Genomic DNA, 19,047 nt, shown 5'->3' on the forward strand with positions numbered 1-19,047 from the left:
ACGAAAGCGGCGAGGTGAAGTACCGTCGGATCGATTGTGCCTGCGGCAGCAAGCACTTCCGGCTAAACCGCGTGGCTCCAGTTTTTTCCAAATGGCGCCTAGAATGCGTGTCCTGCGGAACGGCCCAACAGCTTCCCGTAGTCGCCGACGCTGAAAGCTTGAAGCTCTTGGGTGAAGGGATTAAAGGTTCGACGAACCAGCGCATCGAAGTCAACATGGAGCCCGTTTCCTACCGGGCGAACAGCGCGTATTACGCCCAGGGTGACCGCGTTCTCGCCTTCGAAGAGAGCCAGTTCTACGAGCTACTAAGGCATGGTAGAGACGCAGACTTGGCAAGTTTCATCGCCCAGGAATATCGATATCCCGTTCAGCAGCTCACCGATGCCGACATCGAGAAGGCACTCAAAGAAAAAAACCGGGACGCCGACTGGGACAAGTACGAGCGCCACAAGAAGATGATCGACATCTTCATTGGCATGAAGAATAACGAGATGGTCGACCAAGTCCGGGAGGACGTTCGCGACCAACTCGAAAAGCTGAGGGCCGAGAAGATTTTGCCCGACACATTTCGTGCGACGCCCCATTTACTAAGGGCCGTAAATCTCCGGCCTCTTTACGAGCGCAAGTTCGATCCGCTGCGTCAGGCAGTCGAACACAAGACGCTCGTAGCCGACATCCTCAACGACGCCTCGAAGTTCGCCAACGTTAGGGAACCGAAGGATCCTATTCTGCCGGACCTCTCGCAGGCAGAACTCGTCGACGTCAAGGACAGAGTCGCAGCGCAGTTGGAACTGCTTGGCATCGTCGATATGCGGCTGATCACGAAATTCCCGGTATGCGAGTTCACATTCGGTTACACGAGGGTCGAGTCGGGTCCGAGGGTGCAACGGAAGAAGAACCAGGATACATGGGATATCCGAATATTTCAGACGATCCCCCAAGCGCGGTAACGTCCCCTCCCCGTCATCTCGCGCACCCCAAGTTCACTAATGAGATTAAGCGCTCCGCGTTGGGAGATCTTCAATTCCTTGGAAATGAGGGCTGTTGATACCATGGGCCGTGATAAAATGAGGTCGATCATGCCGGGAAGGCTTGACGTGGAGCGTCGATCCTTCAATTTTCGTTCCATTTGCATCCGCGCAAGACTCAGCCGGTCGACTTCCTTCAGATTTGCCATGCTCGATATCTGAACCGCTTCCAGAAATGCAATAAGCCGTGTCGTATGATCGCGGGAACGGCGGCGGTCACGCGGAATGGAGCGCAATCCCGCATTGAAGGCTGCGAGATGCGATCTCGTCTTGCCCCGTTCTCTCAGCATGGCGGAGACGAGCATTGGACCCAGCCAGTGCTGATGTTGCAGCGGTTCGATATTCTCCCAAGCGTCCCAAACCACTGCAGCTGCAAGAAGTGGCGGCAAACCACGGCTCCGGTCATGAACTGCCAACCACCGCTCGATCCGCGCATCTTCATCCCAATCCGGGTCATATACCAAAGGGTCGCCATCCGGTGTGAGGTCCGTCGTCGAAGGTTTGCTCCCTCCCCTCCCCCCGCCAGCCTCTGCTGGTTGCGCAAGCAGCCGCGAGGCGTGGACCAGCAACGCATCCAATTTGGCCAATTCGTCTTCGAACGCGTTTTCGGCGTCAGATTTGACCTCGGGCTCATCATCCGCAACGGGTTCAACCGCTGGCACGTTTTCATGAGATGGCACGGTTAACTCGCTGGTGGCCCGCCCGCGCAGGCTAGCGAGACCTTTTGAACTGAATGACCAAGCAGGCGGGCTCGCAGCAATCTGGCGTCGCGTACGCAAAATGGCATGCGCCCTCGTCAGTTCATGCGTCGGAGTGCGGATGTCCATGCGTGCATCGTGCAGAACCAAATCTTCGACATGAACAAGCTCCCCTGCCAACCAGAGAGCATTACACGCCTCCACGAAATGCGAGCGTTCTATCCAGCCCTCATTTTCGCGCAGAAGCCCGTCGCGCGTCCGGCGTCCATTCGTCTCGCCGAGATCATTCTTGCGACCAACCCTGTCATCAAGTCGCGCCAACGCGTCTTCGGCAGCAACGACGGGTTGAAGTAGATCATTGAGGGATAACTCACCAGAATCATAAACCATTGAAACTATGGTAAACGATTGATTAAACAGACGCTATATACAATTTAGCTTCCGTTGGCGAGTTGCTGGATCCCGGCGGCAACACCGGATGAATCATTTTGAGGGGATGCTTTGAATTATTAACGCATTTGGAGCGTCTAGCCAACCACGACCGTCGCTTTTCCGGGGACCCGACTATAAAGATCGATTATGTCCTGATTGATCAGGCGCACGCAGCCGGATGACATCGACTGTCCGATCGACCACCATTCTGGCGATCCGTGAATCCGATAGCCGGTATCGACGCCGTCCTTGAAAATATAGAGAGCCCTGGCGCCCAGAGGATTTTGTGGACCCGGGTCCATGCCATTCTGATATTTGGCCAATTCCGGCTTGCGCTGAATCATTTCGCGTGGCGGCGTCCACCGTGGCCATTCTTTCTTATACTGGATATTGGCGCGCCCGCTCCAAAGGAAGCCGTCTTTGCCGATACCGACGCCATAACGAATGGCATCGCCGCCGGTTTGAACCAGATAAAGAAAACGCTCCTGCAGGCGGACGACAATTGTACCCGGCTGCTCGCCTGTGGGATCGACCACTATTTGACGCCGGAACTGCACTGGGACCTTCTGATATGGAACTGCGGGGAGCGAGTACGGCCCCTCCTGCACGGCAGCGTACATAACATCTGGAACAGTGACGGATTTATCAATACTGATTTGTGGCCGTACGCCGCTGGTCGGCATCGCGTCTATTTCCATAGATGGCAGTTCGAATGCCGTTTGGGTGCAGCCCGCTATTCCGAGCACGGCCATGGACCCAGCACCCGACAGGAGGTGGCGCCGAGAGATCGCCGGGATTGGCTGCTTGGTCGTGGGTGCCTGTTTACGCTGGGTCAATTTCTTACTCGCTTACAAATATTGGCAATCGTTCAAACTGTATGGAAATGTGGTTTACAAACGATGAATCGAATAGCAGCGTCTTAACCTTCTCAGAGATGCCGTTGCCAGCTGTCAACGCGTATCCAATAAGAAAAAGCGGGCTCGCATCTCGGTGAGCCCGTCAGCTGGGTTGACAGCTGTCAACGGAGCTTGCTCAGGAACGTTACACTAAGGTTCAATTTTCAAATCCCCGACTCTGAAGTATTTAGTGATGCAATCCTGCGTTTTACGCCTACAATTTTTCTACGCCAGATTGTACCCTACCCAGGTTTGGATCTCCTTCACGCTCGATCAGGTATTTCACAATGGCAGATGATACGGCTTACAGTTTCAGGCAGAGAGTTCTCAGCATCGAAGAATCGAGCGCGCAAGCGAACACTATTCCTGCGCAACATACGCTCAAGAATAGGCCCAGCTTTTCACGCGACACCTGCCACCAGTTGGTTCTGGCGGAAGAGTTTATCCAAAATAATATTTGCAATCCTGTCAGCATTTCAGACATCGCCGATGCCGCCGGCATCAACATCCGCGCCCTGCAGCGCCTGTTTCGCAAATACCGCGGAGCCACGCCAATCCAGGTTTTGCTGAATGGCCGCATTGCCGCAGCCCATGAGATCATTTGCAGCAGAAAAGCAACATCCGTGAGGGAGCTGGCGGCCAAGCTTCACTTCTCCAATCCGGGCCGGTTTTCCAAGCTTTATCGCAAAACGTATTCTGTCGTTCCCTCAGAACACATCCGCCTCTGCCAGAACGAAAAGGCGAATCTGCGCAATTAACCAGCGTAGTCGAGCGCATCAGCGATACGCGGCCGTTCGATCCAGAAAGTCGTGGAAGTGCGCAATGACGCTGTCCCGATCGATGAAAATCACAGCATAGGCGGGCGGCTCGTGCGTAACAGCAATCCTGTCCGGTGAAAAATCCAGTGCCGACTGATGGTTGGTGCCGCGCAGGACGCTGACGGAAATACCTCGCCAGCTCCCGGCGATCGGCCGATGTGCATGGCCAGCAAAAATATGCCGGACATTGCCGTGTTCCTTCAGCAGTGCATAGAGCGCATCCGCTTCGATGATGCCCATCCGGTCCAAAAGCGGCATGTAAATAGGAAAAGGCGGATGGTGTGAGAACAGAAACACCGGACGGTCCCTGGCCTCCAGAAGGCGCTGCTGAAGCCAGCGCAATCGCGCTTCGTCCAGACGACCCTCGGGTCGGCCAGGAACCAGCGTATCGAGCATGATCAGCCTCCCTTCGCGAGTGTCTTCCACACTCTGGACAAAGCCGTCCTCCGCACGGACAGTATCAAAGACGTTCAGAAAAGCATTGCGCTCGTCATGGTTGCCGAGCATCAGACGGAAGGGCGGGAGCAGTTTCGCGAGTTCCTCCGCCAGGACCCGATACGTAATCACTTCCCCCGTGTCACTCAGATCGCCCGTAAAGATCACTAATTCGGCATCGCCGTGATTCTGGTTGATGTCGGTGATGCAAGCCCGCAGACGCGCCAAGGGGTCAAGACCACACAGGGTTGCGCCCGGCTTCACCAGATGCAGATCAGTCACTTGGATGATTTTCATGCAAGAAGTTCCAGGAGTTTTCTAGGATTTGTACGAACCAGGAATACGCGCGCTGCCGCGCAGGATAAGACGTGTATTCAAGCGTTCATGAGCAGGCGGGCGGTCAGGTTCCGCCTGGCGGCGATCGAGAAGTGCCACTGCATGCGCCGCCATAGTGCTCGCGTCCTGCTGAAAGGTCGTGAGATTGTAGGCATCCCATGACGCCTCCGGAATATCGTCGAATCCTACGATGGAAAGATCTTCCGGGATCGAGAGTTTTGTGTGTTTTCTTACATAATCAATCAAGCCGAATGCCACCAGATCATTGACACAAAACACTGCGTCCGGGCGGTCGCTTTCAACAGCGAAAAGCTGCTGAGCGGCTTCCTGCCCACCCGCATAATCCGAATTCTGGCCATTTCCGGTCAGCACCGTAGCACCATGCAGTTCGGCTTCATGCCGGAAACCATATTCGCGTTCGATCGTCGTGGGTGTGCCTGAAAGAGCCCCGGCAAACCCCAACTTCTTGATACCATCGGCGAGAAAAAACCGTGCGGCCTCGCGGCCGGCGCCTTCATTGTCTATATTGACGTCATCTGCTCCCGTTTCCGAGCGGCCGAGAACAATCAATGGCTGGCCATTGCGGCGGGCGAGATCAACGAAAGACGAGGGCGGTGAACCGGAGAGGATAATCGTCGCTTCCGCACGATAGCCAAAGAGCGTCTTTTGTGCTGCAACCAGTTCTTCTTCGGTGCGGCCGGTATTGATCACTATGGGAACACTGCCCCGATGAATGAGCGCCTTGGTCAGCGCCGCAACCAGATGTGAGCGATAGCCGAGTTCGGGATTGGTAACGACCAAACCCACGAGACGGCTCTTTCGAGCCAGAAGACCACGCGCTAGATCGTTGACCTGATAGCCAAGCGCTTCCGCGGCCTCCATGATCTTCTCGCGCTTTTTTGCCGAGACGCTTGCCCCTGGTGTAAAAGCCCTCGACACCGCCGAGCGGGATACACCCGCGTGTTTCGCAACCTGCAGCGCACTGACGTACTGCTTGTCGTCATTGGAAGCGTGCTTGTTTTTAGATTTCATGTTTCAATGTCCGACCTTGGAAAGCACATCTGCCCGCAAGAATCGCTCCACCACCAGCATGAAGCCAATCGAGGGTACGAGTAACAGCAGGGCGGTGATTGACGCAATCTGATAATTTCCACCTGAACTCGCAGTGTATAGCAATAGAGGCAGGGTATTCACGACAGGCGCGCCGACAAAATAGCTGCCGGTAAATTCGTCGAGCGATTCGAGAAAAACGAAGATAGCGCTGGCCAAGAGACCGGGAGCGGCAAGGGGGAGCGTGACGTCGCGAAACGCGCGAAGCGGCCCGGCACCAATCGAACGCGCCGCTTCTTCAAGATCGATATCCACTGCCGAAAATGCCGCCGTAGCAATCCATACCGCATACACCAGGCCATGCGTAACGTGCACCATGACGACGCCGGCAATGGTTCCGTTAAGGCCGATCTCGTAAAAAAACCGGGCAATGTTTACGTAGACCGGAAGGTTAGGGAAAGCCTGAGGGATAAGAAATGCGAGAAGGATCAAACCGCGAAACGGCAATTTCAGCCGCGATAGAGCGTAGCCTGCAGGAATGGCCAAAGCCAGCGACGCGATGACGGTGAGCGTCGCGACGACGATACTGGTCATCAACGATGCCATGGCATTCCCGCGCGGAGAGAATACCCTCTGCCAGAAAGTGAACCCGTATTCCAACGGCAGCATATGCGGGAAATACCATTTCTCCGCCACCGTCCACAAAAGCAGATTGGTCAATGGCCCGAAAATGATGAAGGCAAGGAGCCCAAGAATGAAGGCCCGCGGCAGCCACCAGAGATCGATATGAGCCGTCATAGGCGGTCCTTCATTGTCTGACGCAGATATATCAGTGCCACACCAGCTGTCAAAAGCAAAGAAATCACGCCGAGCGCATTGGCGACGCCGTAATCACCGTGGGCATTGATCCGAAAAGCGATATCGGCGGTCAGCATCGTCGGCGACTGGGCGTTGATCATCAGCGGGACGGACAGAACGGACATCATGGTGACGAAGGAAAGGATCAGACCGACGAGCAACGTGCCGGAGATCTGCGGCACGACAATTTCGATGAGAATACGCAGGCGCGAAGCCCCAAGATTGCGTGCGGCTTCAATGGTGCTGCGATCGAGCGATGCCATGGCCCCGGCAACAAGCAGCGTCACGAACGGCGTCTGTTTCCAGACAAAAGCAATCACAATGCCGCGCCAGTCGAGAAACCCGGTCGTCTGCAAAGGGGTCAATATTCCGAGACTGACCAGGATATTGTTCATCAGCCCGTTCTTGGCGAGAAAGGTGCGCAAGACCTGACCGACAACAATAAAGGGAATGAACATGGGCCAGCGATAAAGCCAGCGCAGGATCGCAACAGAGCGTGGATTTTCGCCAAGGGTAAGATATCCGCCAATCGCGATAGACAAAAGTCCGATAAGCACGGTCGAAATGGAGACGATGACCACGGTGAAAATCATGTCCCTCGAATAGAGATCGAACGATTTGCTGAAATTGCCAAGCCCGAAACTGTCGCCAACCTCGAATGCACCGAGGATGGACGCAAACAGCGGTACAATGAAAAACAGCACGATCACGATCAGTGCCGGAAGAACCAGGAGAAGTGCGAGAAAGCGCGTCTGCATCAAAATGTTCCGGGAAGGGGAGGGGGCCATCGACAGATGTCAACAGCCCAAAAACGAGATATTAGTTGGCTACATTCTTTTCATAAGCCTCGAGGATGGCCGAGTTATATGGTGCGATCGGGAAAGGCTTGGCCTTGGTTGCAAGATCAGCAGGGGAAATGTCGACGAAGAGCTTGTCCCAGCTGGCTTTGTCCAGTTCCGGCTGCACGAACTTCGCATCGATCCCGGGGTACCAGTTGAACCGCTTGACGATTCCATCGGCCTGAACTTTCGGGCTTGTCGCCAGCGCGACGAATTTCTCTGCCAGTTCCGTGTTCGGGCTCTTGGACGGAATGACATAGTGCATCGGTTGCCCTGGCATACCCGGCGCAGGCAGGAACAACTTCATCTCCGGTGGCAATTTGCCATCTGCTTGCCACGAATAGAACATGTCGACCCAAACCGGCCCCATGGCAATTTCGCCGCGGCTGAGCATATCCAATGTGCCAGCATTGCCCGGGGTAAGGGTGGCGTTGGTTGTGAAATCCTTCAAACTTGCAAAAGCCTTGTCCCACTTTTTGGACTCGGCTTCCTCGAATGGACCATTCATGAGTTTGTTGGCGTCGCCGTCACCGAAGGCATAGATCCAGCCCATGACGAAACTGACGCCTGATGCTCCACCCTTGATACCGTTATAGCCGAACTGCTTCGGATTCTGTTTGGCCCAGGCGACGAGTTCCTCATAGCTCTTGGGCGGGTTGGGTATGAGCGCAGGGTTGTAGGCGATCGCAGTCTGGCTTGAAAACATCGGCATGACATAACCATCGACATTTGCGCCAAGCGCCATCTTTGCTTTTTCGCTGGTGACCATCTCGCCGGATGGTATCTTCGACCGGTATGATTCAAGATAGCCATTCTTGACCAGTGGCCCGGCGAATTTCTCATGCACAACGGCAACGTCCGCGTCCCATTTATCCATATTGGCTTTCGCCTGCGCGTCGAATCGCTCGACGATCTTCTGCGACCCGGCATCGCCGGGGCCGGTGCCAACGACCCGCACTGTCGTCCCCGGATTTTCCTTCTCGAAGAGAGGGCCGAGATAGTCATTGATGTAGTCGACCATGTTCTGGTCACCAGCGGTCAAAACCGTAAGATCAGCCGCAGCAGCAGGGGTCGCGGCCAATCCGAGGATGAGAGAGGCCTGTAGAAGTGTTTTCATTTGTTATCTCCCTTGAGAAAAGTAAATAATTGCAGTGTCGCGTTGGCGGCCGGCTTCCGGCATCCAATTTTGTCTAGTCGGACCGTGCATCGGCCAAGCCTTCAACAAGGTTGAACATAAAAAGCGACTTGGCTGGAATGCACACTCTTACTGTCTCGCCCTGATTGAACGGGGTATCAGCGTCGACAAGGATCTCGTTCTCACCCAGCCTGATTGCGTGACGCCAATGACCACCCGGATAGCTGACGCTTGTAACCTGACCACGTAACTCCAGCGTACCAGGTTGCAGAACCGTCTTATCCTCAGAACGTGCAAGACGTGCCGCCTCGGCACGGAAACGCAGTTCAATCGGGCCGGTTGCCAATGTCCGTCCGGCAAGTGCTGTTACGATCGACGGGTTGAACGAACCTTCCATGAGTTCGACCTGCTCGCCATGGACTCGGGCCTGCATCGACAGGAGATTCTCAGCCCCCATGAATGCAGCCACGAAAGGGGAGGCGGGCTTGTTGTAGACATCTTCCGGTGACCCCTCCTGTTCAATACGACCTGCATTCATGATGATGATGCGGTCTGCCATCACCATCGCTTCTTCGCGGTCGTGGGTGACATGGATCGCAGTGATGCCGAGCCGCTTCTGCAGAGAGCGAATTTCATGTCGCACCGTAAGGCGAATGCGCGCATCGAGATTGGAAAGTGGCTCATCAAGCAGCAGGATTTCCGGATCGATTGCCAGGGCCCGGCCGAGCGCGACGCGCTGCCGCTGTCCCCCCGAAAGCTGTCCAGGTTTGCGATCGCCAAGCCCCGCAAGGCCGAGCAGATTCTGCATCTCGTTGACCCGCGCGTCGATGTTCTCTCGCGACTGCCTCTGCAACTTCAACCCGTAGCCGATATTCTGGGCAACAGTCATGTGCGGCCACAGCGCATAGGACTGGAAAACCAGCGCCATGCCGCGTTTGTCCGGCGGCATTTGCGTAACGTCGCGATCCGCCACCCGGATCGAACCGGAATATGGTTTGGTAAATCCGGCGATCGTGCGCAATAGCGTTGTCTTGCCACAGCCCGACGAGCCCAGCAGAGCGACGAATTCGCCCTTATGAATACCGAGGTCAAGCTTATCGAGAACGGTCGTTGTGCCATAGCCAACGCTCATCGTCTCGACCGAGAGAAATGGCCGCATACTTCAGTTCCACCCTATTGCGCAGCTGTGCAATTTTTCCTTGTACTGTCTGTTCATAACAGCCACGTGACAAGCGAAAAATATTGAAGCTGCAAATGCACAATTGCGCCAGCCTGATGATATCCGACAGCGAAAGTGCGACTTTCGTGTATATGTCATAGAATCGTTATCCGGCTTGTATAAGGGTGGCCAGTCCGTATGTGCCCGCATAAAAGAGAAGCGGGCTTGTCTCGTTTAATAAAGGGAATCATCGTGCGTCAAATTCTCGCCGCTGCAATTTTACTGGCCGCCGGGCTGCATCCGGCCTTCGCCGCTGATGGTAAACTCGTTCTCTATACAAGTCAGCCCAACACCGATGCACAAAAGACGACGGACGCCTTTATGGCAAAGAACCCCGGCATCAAGGTCGAATGGGTTCGTGACGGAACGCCTAAGATCATGGCCAAGCTGCGGGCCGAGATCGAAGCGGGCAATCCCCAACCCGATGTTCTTTTGATTTCAGATGTTGTGACAATGGAAGGTTTGAAGAAAGAGGGCCGACTTCTCGCGTTCAAGGATGCCGATACCAACGGCATCGACCCGGCGCTGCTGGACAAGGACGGAACCTATTTCTCCACCAAACTCATCACGACCGGCATCGTCTACAACACGAAGGCGCCTTTCGTTCCCGCGAGCTGGAGCGACCTGACCAAGCCCGAGGCCAAGAATCTGGTCAGTATGCCAAGCCCGCTGACATCGGGTGCAGCGATGATCCATACGGTGACGTTGACGGAAAACCTGCCACAGGGCTGGGATTTCTATGCCGAGCTCGCCAGGAATGGTGCGCAGGCCGCAGGCGGCAATGGCGATGTCCTCAAAGCTGTCAGCGGTGGCGACAAGCTTTTCGGCATGATCGTCGATTACATGCCAATCCGCGAAAAGGCCAAAGGCGCGCCGGTCGAGTTCGTATTTCCGAAGGAAGGCGTCTCGGCCGTAACCGAACCGGTCGCCATTCTCTCTACGGCTAAAAACCCCGAGGCAGCAAAAGCCTTCGTCAACTTCCTTCTATCTGAAGAAGGACAGAAGCTGGCCGTCACCATGGGGTATATCCCTGCGCGTCCCGATGCCGGCCTTCCGGCCGGCTATCCGGATCGTTCTGCCATCAAGGTGCTGGCGTTCGATGCAGCCGGCGCGTTGGCGAACGACACGGCGAACAAAGAAAAATTCAGCGAAGTCATGGGGCAGTAAAGCTCTTTGGCTGTTACCCAATTTCTCCGCCGAGGCGAAAGACCCGCGTCACGCGACGCGGGTTTTATCCCAATCCTGTGGCGAAAGCTTCGCTACTATACGCGGCTTTCGAGTCTGGCCGTTCTGATAGTCATTTTTCTGCTGAGCCTCGTCCCCGTGCTGCGCCTCGTGTCGACGGCCATTGCTCCCGGCGGCGAAGTTGATTTGGCCACTTTCGCAAGCCGTCTTTCAAGCCCGGCGGTCATCCGCGCAACGTTCAATACGCTTGACACGTCCTTCTTCGGTGCGTTGCTGGCACTCATGATCGGTGCGCCCTTTGCCGTTGCGCTATCGATGACCGATTTGCCGGGACGGCGGACACTAAGTTTTCTATTGCTGCTGCCGTTGATGATCGCGCCGCAAGTCATGGCGCTGTCGTGGCTGCATCTGTTCGGACCATCGAGCACCTTGCTCGGAGCGCTCAATCTCTCGCCCCTCCCAGGCACCGTCAATCCTCTGCTCGGCCGCAAGGGCATTATCCTGCTTTACGCCATTCAACACGCGCCGATCATCTTCATCACGCTGCGTGCAGGGCTCACGCGCATCCCGCGGGATCTTATTGAAGCGGCGCGTTCATCGGGCTCTTCGCCGCTCCGTGTCGTTCTCACCATTATCCTGCCGATGGTTCGGCCATATCTAGTCGCCGCAACGGCGCTTGCCTTCGTCTCTGGCGTCGGCAATTTCGGCATACCCGCGCTGCTCGGCATGCCGGTCAATTATCTGACGTTGACAACGCTGATCTATCAGCGAATTTCCAGCTTCGGCCCAAGCGTATTGCCGCAAGTTGCGGCGCTCTCCGTCCTGATTGCCACCCTGGCGCTGCTCGGTGTCACGTTGCAGGCGCTGGCCCTGCGCCGCGCTGGCCATCGTTACACGGCCGGAACACCTGCGCGTTTCACTTTGGGACGTTGGCGGTTGCCGCTCGCACTGCTGGGCTGGATCGCTATATTGTTCATGCTCATCCTCCCTGTTCTCGCCTTGGTAACGACTGCGCTTATTCCGTCATTCGGTGTACCGCTTAACTGGGCTACGTTGACCTTTTCCAACTTCGAGGAAGTGCTGTTTCGTCAGGCTTCGACCAATCGCGCTTTCCGCAATTCCACAATCCTGGCTGGTGGTGCGGCTTTGATCCTCGCCGTCGGCGCCATTCCTTTGGCGAGCGGCCTCGAGCGCTTTTCGCGCCTGTCGCAACGCGTATTGCATGGGATGATCGAATTGCCCTATGCGCTGCCGGGCATCGTCCTCGCTATCGCCTGCATTCTGCTGTTCCTGCGGCCGCTGCCATTCATCGGTAGCCTCTACGCTACGCCATGGATCATCCTCGCGGCTTATCTCATGCGGTTCTTCGCACTCGCCATGAAACCGGTCACCGCTGCTATTGGCCAGATGTCGCGAGATCTGGACGAGGCCGCAGCGGTGTCGGGTGCTTACCCCCTGCGCCGGATGATGACGATCACCGCGCCGCTGGCCGCACCAGCCGCCGTCGCAGGCGCGCTCCTGGTGTTCATGAGCGCTTTCAACGAGCTGACAGTCTCCGCATTGTTGTGGTCAAGCGGCAACGAAACCCTGGGCGTCGTGCTGTTCAGCCTGGAAGAGGCCGGGCTCGGGACCCAGGCGGCGGCAATCGCAGTCACGACCATTGTCATCGTCCTGGTATTGCTTCTCGTCCTTGACCGGCTTGGCCGGAAGCTCCCCGCGGGCGTCTTACCCTGGCGTTGAGAGCAATTCCAGGAAAAGTGGGAACCGGTTTTTCCGTCCGGAATTGCGTGAAAACTAAGAGTTAGAGCAACTCCGTGTTTCGAAGAAAGTTGCTCTAAGGAATGATCCAGGCGTCGCTAACGCCGAGATGAACCTTGCTTCCAGGGGGGAGGGGATGCGGGCTATCGAGCGTCAGCCGCTCGCCATTGGCTAGTTCGAGCCACGTTTCGTGCACCGGTCCGCGATAGGTGCTCTGCTGAACGACAGCAGCGAGACCCTGATCGGAAGGAGTGACGGCCTCTGGACGCAGCAGGACCTGCACATTATCCGTACCGTTGGCCTGTCCACGTGCGGTGACTTGTGTGCCCCCGATATCGACGATTGTTGATTGGCCGTTCCTGCGCACGACTGTGCCGGAGACAACCGTCCCGCGGCCGATAAACCCCGCCACTCTTCGGTCGGCTGGCGAATGATAGACTTGCGCAGGGGAGGCGATCTGCAGGATATTTCCCGAACTCATGACCGCGACACGATCGGACAGCGCGAGTGCTTCCGATTGATCATGCGTCACATAGACGATTGTCGCGCGCGTGCGACGGTGGATCTCGCGAAATGCTTCGACCATCGAAGCCCGCAAATGCATGTCGAGATTGGCGAGCGGCTCATCGAAAAGAATAGTCTTTGCATCCGCGACGAGGCAGCGTGCGAGAGCAACCCGCTGACGCTGACCACCGGAAAGCTCCTCGATCCCACGCTTGGCGTAGCCATCCAGGCCCACACTGTCGAGGACGGCAGCGACGCGCCTCGCAATCTCGTCCTTACCCACCTTTCGCGTCTTCAAGGGATAGGCGACATTTGCAGCCACATCCATGTGCGGCCAAAGGGCATACGACTGAAAGACGACACCGACACCGCGCTCCTCCGGCTTCTTTTGGCTCTTCGCATCGGCGATCAGCTCGTCACCAAACGACAGCTGCCCGCCATCCGGTGCTTCAAAGCCTGCGATCAGCCGCAGCAACGTGGTCTTGCCGCAACCGGATGGGCCGAGCAATGAGGTGAACGACCCGGCTGGAAAATCGATCGAGATATCATTGAGCGCGGTGACGTCGCCAAAGCGTTTTGTCAGGTTCTGGATGCGGATTTCGGTCATGCGCAGATTTTACAATCCTTTCTGCAATTAGACACCGGCTATGCTGCGTTTGCGTAACAATTGTGTGACGAGCAGTTGATGTCGGACATGCGTATTAGAAAAAACCCAGATAGCGTCTGTGATTAACGCCGGAAGCACTGCCACGAAGGTTCCAATCATTACGAAACTATAATTTGAAATGGCCTTCGGAGTCGTTAGTGCTTGCGCATTAGGGGAAGGCGGGCTCCCACGGCGTACCGCCACGAAAGAGATGTCGTCATGAAGCGTATCGGCCTTTTGCTAGGTGCAGCACTCATTGCCGGTATTGGCTATTTTGTCGTCTATCCCGAACTATACCAACACGCATCTCCACCGGCACAGAGCACATCATCAGGCGATACATCGCCCGCTAGCGGCAAGGTTCGTAAAGGGGGAGGAACGGCCTCTGTTGTGGTTGCATCTGCCAAATCGGAGGATGTACCTGTCACCAAGACAATCGTTGCCACGATGGAGCCGATCGACACAGTCGCCGTAAAGCCACAGATCGACGGCGTTGTCGTCGCAACCGAAGTCACCGACGGTCAAATGGTCAAGACAGGAGACGTGCTTTTCCAACTTGATGATCGTGCAATCCGCGCCATGATCGACAAGGATCAAGCACTGCTTGCCAAGGACCAGGCAAGTCTGGTCGCTGCAAATCTCGATCTGACAAGTGCCCAAGACCTGCAAAAACGCAACGTCGATACCAATCAGCAGGTCTATCAGTTCGAAGCCGCCGTAAAGGTGCTGGAAGCAACGATCAATATGGACAAGGCGCAGATTGCGGCTGATCAGGTGCAACTATCTTATATGACGATCACGGCGCCGATCGACGGGCGCGTGGGCGTCGTCAACACATCCGTCGGCAACTTTGTGCGCAACAACGATACGAACGCCCTTCTCACTATTACCAAAATGGCGCCGCTGCGTGTTGCCTTTGTCATTGCCGAACGTGACCTGCCCGCGCTCCGATCAGCGGTGGCAGATCATCCGACGCCGGTCCAGGTCAAACTTCCCGGCAGCAACGATACGGTCGCGACAGGTACTTTGAATTTCATCGATTCGAGTGTCGACACATCTTCCGGCACGGTGGTTCTGAAGGCAGATATCGCCAATATGGACGGTGCGCTTTGGCCGGGACAGTATGTTACGGCTGTAGTGGAACTCACAGTTCACAAGAATGCCACGACTGTGCCGCTTGTCGCCATTCAGCAGGGTAATGACGGCTCGTTCGTTTTCCTCGTTCATTCCAACAAGACAGTCGCAAAACAGAACATCACACTGACTGACATGGTGGGCGACACCGCAGTTGTCGCTTCCGGCATAGCGCCTGGCGATCAGGTTGTGGTCGATGGCCAGCTTCACTTGCAAGACGGCTCACCCGTCCAGACGAGCACACAGGCGGCGGATATAGCATCGTCGATCATTAGCCCGGTTTCCGGAGCTTTAGAGGCTGCTAAATGAATATTTCATCGGTCTTCATCCGCCGGCCAATTGCAACAATTCTGCTTTCCATCGCGCTCGCGGCATCGGGCCTTTTTGCTTACAATTTCATTCCGGTCGCCGCGCTGCCTGAAGTCGATTTTCCGATCATAACGGTTTCCGCCCAGCTTCCTGGCGCAGCACCGGATACCATGGCAAGCTCCGTCGCGACGCCACTGATCAAACAGTTCTCGACGATACAGGCCATCTCGACGATCAGTTCCACGAGCACTGAGGGCGCGACGCATATCACGCTCGAATTCGATCTGAACCGCAACATTGATCAGGCCGCCGCCGACGTTCAGGCGGCAATCGCAAGCACTCTGCGCCAGCTCCCAGCCAACATGACGACTCCCCCGAGCTATCGAAAGAGCAATCCCGCCGATGCACCGGTCGTTCTCGTGGCGTTGCAAAGCGATACGATGCAGCTTTCGAAACTCGACGACTACGCCGAGAACGTCATGTCTCCCGCGTTTTCGACGATCAACGGCGTCGGAGAAGTCCAGGTCTTTGGCACCAAGCAATATGCCGTGCGCGTCGAGGTCGATCCGGAGGCGGTGACCGCACGCGGCATTGGCCTCGATGAACTGACGGCTGCCGTCGCCAGCAAGAATTCGATCGCTCCTGTTGGAACGATCTCCAGCCCGACACAGCAGATGGCGATTGAAGCCGATACGCAGGCGCAAAACGCCGACACGTTCCGCCAGATCATCGTCAAATCGGCGAATGGCAAGCTGGTTCGCCTGGGCGATGTGGCCCGCGTCATCGATTCCGTTGCCACCACGCAGACCGAGAGCCGATATGATGGCAAGCCATCGCTTGTTCTCGGCGTTTTTCGCCAGCCGGGTGCCAACACCGTCGACGTGGTGGACCGCGTCAAGGCGATCCTCCCGCAATTCGAGCAGGACCTTGGACCTTCGGCAAGCATCCACATCTTGAATGACCGCTCGGCTTCTATCCGGCAGGCGGTGTCGGACGTGCAATTCACACTGCTTTTGACGATTGGCCTCGTTATCCTCGTGATCTTCATCTTCTTGCGGCGGGTGAGCGCAACGATGATCCCGATCGTCGCTGTCCCGCTTTCGTTGATCGCCACACTTGGCGCGATGTATGTGCTCGGGTTTTCGATCGACAACATCTCGTTGCTTGGTTTGACCCTGTCTGTCGGACTGGTCGTCGATGATGCGATCGTCATGCTGGAAAACATAGCTCGCCATATAGAAAATGGCATGGCTCCGCTCGAGGCGGCACTAAAGGGTAGCGAGGAGATCGGCTTTACCATCATCTCGATCACCACGTCGCTGGTTGCCGTGTTCATCCCGATCCTGCTGATGGGCGGCGTCGTCGGGCGTATCTTCAACGAATTCGCCGTCGTTGTGACAGTGGCCATCGTTGCCTCGGCGCTGATATCCCTCACGCTGACGCCGATGCTCTGCAGCCATCTGCCTCCCGAAAAGCATACCGATGGCGAAAAGAAGAAACCGCTCACCGAGCGCATTTTCGACGCGGTGCAGTCGGGTTACGGCCGCGTTCTTGACCTTTGCCTGCGCGCACGCCCCGTCGTCCTTGGCGTATTCCTGCTGACCGTCGTCGCAACCGGCTATCTCTTCGCAACGATTAACAAGGGTTTTCTGCCGACTGAGGATATCGGGCAGTTATCCATCTCGACCGAGGCACGCCAGGACATCTCGTTCGATGCCATGGTGGTGCTGCAGAAAAAGGTCGCGGATGCGATTTCAAGCAAGCCCTATGTTGCGCATGTCGTATCCACGGTTGGCGGCGGCTTCAACTCCGCCAGTCTCAATCAGGGGCGAATGTTCGTCGAGCTGAAACCAAAAGCCGAGCGACTGGCGCTTGAACCGCTTCTCCGCGATCTGCGCCAGACCTTGTCCAAGATTCCCGGGATTACCAGCTATCCTGTCGCGGTGCAGAACCTGCGTATCGGCGGCGTCTCCTCCAATGCGCAATATCAATACAATCTTCAAAGTGTCACTTCGACGGACCTCTATCCATGTTCGCAGAAAATCCTGCTGGCGATGCAGCAGGAACGCCAGACCTTCGTCGACGTATCAAGCAATCTGCAGAACAACGCGCTTCAGGCGAATCTGGTGATCGATGAGGACAAGGCGCAGATGCTCGGTATCAATGCCGATCAGTTGCGCAATACGTTCTACTACGCTTTCGGTACCAATCAGGCATCTACTATATTCTCGACGGCTGATAGCTATCAGGTCATTCTCGAGCTGGATCCAGACATTCCCTGGACGACCGACAAGCTTGACCAGATGCAGATCCGCTCGCCAACCACAGGCAAGCTGATACCGCTCTCAGCCTTCGCCCATGTCGAGCGCAAGACGGGGCTGCTGGCTGTCAGCCAATTGGGACAGTTGCCTGCTGTCACGATTTCCTTCAATCTGCCGCAGGGTGTCTCTCTCGGTCAGGCGGTACAGAAGCTTGATGCTTTAAAAACGCAATTAGGTGTACCTGAAACCATCACGTCGAGCTTTACCGGTACCGCCCAGGTGTTCCAGCAATCCCTCGCCAACCAGGGTCTGCTTGTCGGTGCGGCAATCCTGACGATCTATATCGTCCTCGGCATCCTCTACGAAAGCTTCGTCCACCCGCTCACCATTTTGACAGGACTGCCTGCGGCCGCTGCAGGCGCACTCGCTACGCTGGAGTTGTTCGGTTACGATCTCAGCGTCATTGCGATCATCGGCATCCTGATGCTGATCGGCATCGTCAAGAAGAACGCAATCATGATGGTCGACTTTGCGCTTGTTCGCCAAAGAGCCGGTGAAACCTCGTTTGATGCCATTCGCGAAGCCTGTCTCGTGCGTTTCCGGCCAATCATGATGACGACCCTCGCTGCCCTCATGGGTACGATTCCCATCGCCATTGGCGCAGGAGCAAGCTCCGAGCTTCGCCAACCGCTTGGTGTGGCAGTGGTCGGCGGTCTCGTGGTCTCCCAGATCCTCACGCTGTTCATCACACCGGTCATTTTCCTTTACATGGAGGATTTGTCTCGCGCCTTGAGCAAGATCGGACGCCGACTGCGCGGCACACACGCGCCGGCACCAGCTGAATAATCAGGCGACGGCCGAACACACCGCCGCAAAATGAATACTCGCTGCGACCAAGACGAACCCGTGCCATATCGCATTGTGAAAGGGCAACCTCTCCAGAATATGGAAAATAACCCCGAGCGAATAGACCACGCCGCCGGCAAGAATGAGCCAGACGATCGTGGCGGAGAGCGCACCGGAAAATTCCTGATAGGCCGCGGCGCCGCTCCAGCCGAGCCCAAGATAGAGTCCGATCGACAGCCTGTCGAAGCGGTCTGGCTTCAGGAATTTCAGAAGCACGCCAACAATGGCAATTGCCCATACGCCTGCCAGCAGCCACCACGTTCCGCTCTTGGCCATGAAGGGCGTATAGGTTCCGGCAATCAGGAGATAGATCGCCGAATGGTCGAAACGCCGCAGAAACCGCTTAATCGGCGAGATCGGCCAGATATTATACGCGGCCGACAGCGACATCGATAAAACCAGAGTAACAAGGTAGACCGTCGTTGCTACATAAGGACCCATCGCTGTCCGATCTAACATGAATGACAGCAGCGCGACCGACCCTCCCATCGCCAGAACAACGCCGATGACATGCACAGCGCCGTCGGCACGCAATTCGGCCAGCGTGTAGTTCCGGTAGATTACGGCAGGCGCCGTTGAAGTATCGGATTTGGACATGGT

General features: G+C 56.2%; 16 protein-coding genes. 6 read left to right on the plus strand and 10 right to left on the minus strand.

Annotation, left to right across the window (positions count from 1 at the left end):
- Positions 1-107: 107 nt before the first annotated feature.
- A complete protein-coding gene (locus tag C7476_RS16030) occupies positions 108-950 on the plus strand; it encodes a hypothetical protein (RefSeq protein ID WP_147274665.1) in 843 nt (280 codons plus the stop codon).
- On the opposite strand, the gene C7476_RS16035 is transcribed toward C7476_RS16030, so the two are convergent.
- Both C7476_RS16035 and C7476_RS16040 read right to left on the minus strand, forming a co-directional pair.
- Entirely contained in the window at positions 926-2,116 is a 1,191-nt protein-coding gene (locus C7476_RS16035; RefSeq protein WP_114430913.1) for an RHE_PE00001 family protein, read from the minus strand. The genes C7476_RS16030 and C7476_RS16035 overlap by 25 nt on opposite strands.
- Before the next feature lie 137 nt (positions 2,117-2,253).
- On the minus strand, positions 2,254-2,910 hold the full coding sequence (locus C7476_RS16040; RefSeq protein WP_114430914.1) for a L,D-transpeptidase: 657 nt from the start codon (positions 2,908-2,910) through the stop codon (positions 2,254-2,256).
- 431 nt (positions 2,911-3,341) lie between these two features.
- On the opposite strand from C7476_RS16040, the gene C7476_RS16045 reads away from it, so the two are divergent.
- On the plus strand, positions 3,342-3,812 hold the full coding sequence (locus tag C7476_RS16045; RefSeq protein ID WP_114430915.1) for a helix-turn-helix transcriptional regulator: 471 nt from the start codon (positions 3,342-3,344) through the stop codon (positions 3,810-3,812).
- Between the two features lie 18 nt (positions 3,813-3,830).
- Here the strand turns inward: C7476_RS16045 and C7476_RS16050 are convergent, their stop codons facing one another.
- From C7476_RS16050 to C7476_RS16075, 6 genes are all read right to left on the minus strand, one after another.
- A complete protein-coding gene (locus tag C7476_RS16050; protein WP_114430916.1) occupies positions 3,831-4,604 on the minus strand; it encodes a phosphodiesterase in 774 nt (257 codons plus the stop codon).
- Positions 4,605-4,625: 21 nt separating this feature from the next.
- A complete protein-coding gene (locus tag C7476_RS16055) occupies positions 4,626-5,675 on the minus strand; it encodes a LacI family DNA-binding transcriptional regulator (RefSeq protein WP_114430917.1) in 1,050 nt (349 codons plus the stop codon).
- A gap of 3 nt (positions 5,676-5,678) precedes the next feature.
- Entirely contained in the window at positions 5,679-6,491 is an 813-nt protein-coding gene (locus C7476_RS16060) for an ABC transporter permease (protein ID WP_114430918.1), read from the minus strand.
- On the minus strand, positions 6,488-7,309 hold the full coding sequence (locus tag C7476_RS16065) for an ABC transporter permease (RefSeq protein WP_114430919.1): 822 nt from the start codon (positions 7,307-7,309) through the stop codon (positions 6,488-6,490). The genes C7476_RS16060 and C7476_RS16065 overlap by 4 nt, the downstream gene beginning before the upstream one ends.
- 61 nt (positions 7,310-7,370) lie before the next feature.
- Positions 7,371-8,507, minus strand: a complete 1,137-nt coding sequence (locus tag C7476_RS16070) for an ABC transporter substrate-binding protein (RefSeq protein WP_114430920.1) — start codon at positions 8,505-8,507, stop codon at positions 7,371-7,373.
- A 73-nt stretch (positions 8,508-8,580) separates the two neighbouring features.
- A complete protein-coding gene (locus C7476_RS16075; RefSeq protein ID WP_114430921.1) occupies positions 8,581-9,684 on the minus strand; it encodes an ABC transporter ATP-binding protein in 1,104 nt (367 codons plus the stop codon).
- A 252-nt stretch (positions 9,685-9,936) separates the two neighbouring features.
- On the opposite strand from C7476_RS16075, the gene C7476_RS16080 reads away from it, so the two are divergent.
- Together C7476_RS16080 and C7476_RS16085 are read left to right on the plus strand one after the other, a co-directional pair.
- The gene (locus C7476_RS16080) at positions 9,937-10,911 is read left to right on the plus strand and encodes an ABC transporter substrate-binding protein (protein ID WP_114430922.1); all 975 of its coding nucleotides are present in this window, start codon (positions 9,937-9,939) and stop codon (positions 10,909-10,911) included.
- Between the two features lie 6 nt (positions 10,912-10,917).
- Positions 10,918-12,669 carry an ABC transporter permease gene (locus C7476_RS16085; protein ID WP_342633346.1) on the plus strand — a complete coding sequence of 584 codons (1,752 nt, stop codon included), beginning with the start codon at positions 10,918-10,920 and terminating at the stop codon, positions 12,667-12,669.
- A 94-nt stretch (positions 12,670-12,763) separates the two neighbouring features.
- Here C7476_RS16085 and C7476_RS16090 read toward each other — a convergent pair whose 3' ends face one another.
- A complete protein-coding gene (locus C7476_RS16090) occupies positions 12,764-13,798 on the minus strand; it encodes an ABC transporter ATP-binding protein (RefSeq protein WP_114430923.1) in 1,035 nt (344 codons plus the stop codon).
- Between the two features lie 258 nt (positions 13,799-14,056).
- Between C7476_RS16090 and C7476_RS16095 the strand changes: the two genes are divergently transcribed.
- Together C7476_RS16095 and C7476_RS16100 are read left to right on the plus strand one after the other, a co-directional pair.
- Positions 14,057-15,280 (plus strand): efflux RND transporter periplasmic adaptor subunit, encoded by a 1,224-nt coding sequence (locus tag C7476_RS16095; protein ID WP_114430924.1) that lies wholly within the window; start codon positions 14,057-14,059, stop codon positions 15,278-15,280.
- On the plus strand, positions 15,277-18,387 hold the full coding sequence (locus C7476_RS16100) for an efflux RND transporter permease subunit (protein WP_114430925.1): 3,111 nt from the start codon (positions 15,277-15,279) through the stop codon (positions 18,385-18,387). Before C7476_RS16095 ends, C7476_RS16100 begins: the two co-directional genes overlap by 4 nt.
- Here the strand turns inward: C7476_RS16100 and trhA are convergent, their stop codons facing one another.
- Positions 18,388-19,044, minus strand: a complete 657-nt coding sequence (gene trhA / locus C7476_RS16105; RefSeq protein ID WP_114430926.1) for a PAQR family membrane homeostasis protein TrhA — start codon at positions 19,042-19,044, stop codon at positions 18,388-18,390. It abuts the gene before it with no gap.
- Between the last annotated feature and the right edge of the window lie 3 nt (positions 19,045-19,047).

Source organism: Phyllobacterium bourgognense, from assembly GCF_003337575.1.
GTDB lineage: Bacteria > Pseudomonadota > Alphaproteobacteria > Rhizobiales > Rhizobiaceae > Phyllobacterium > Phyllobacterium bourgognense.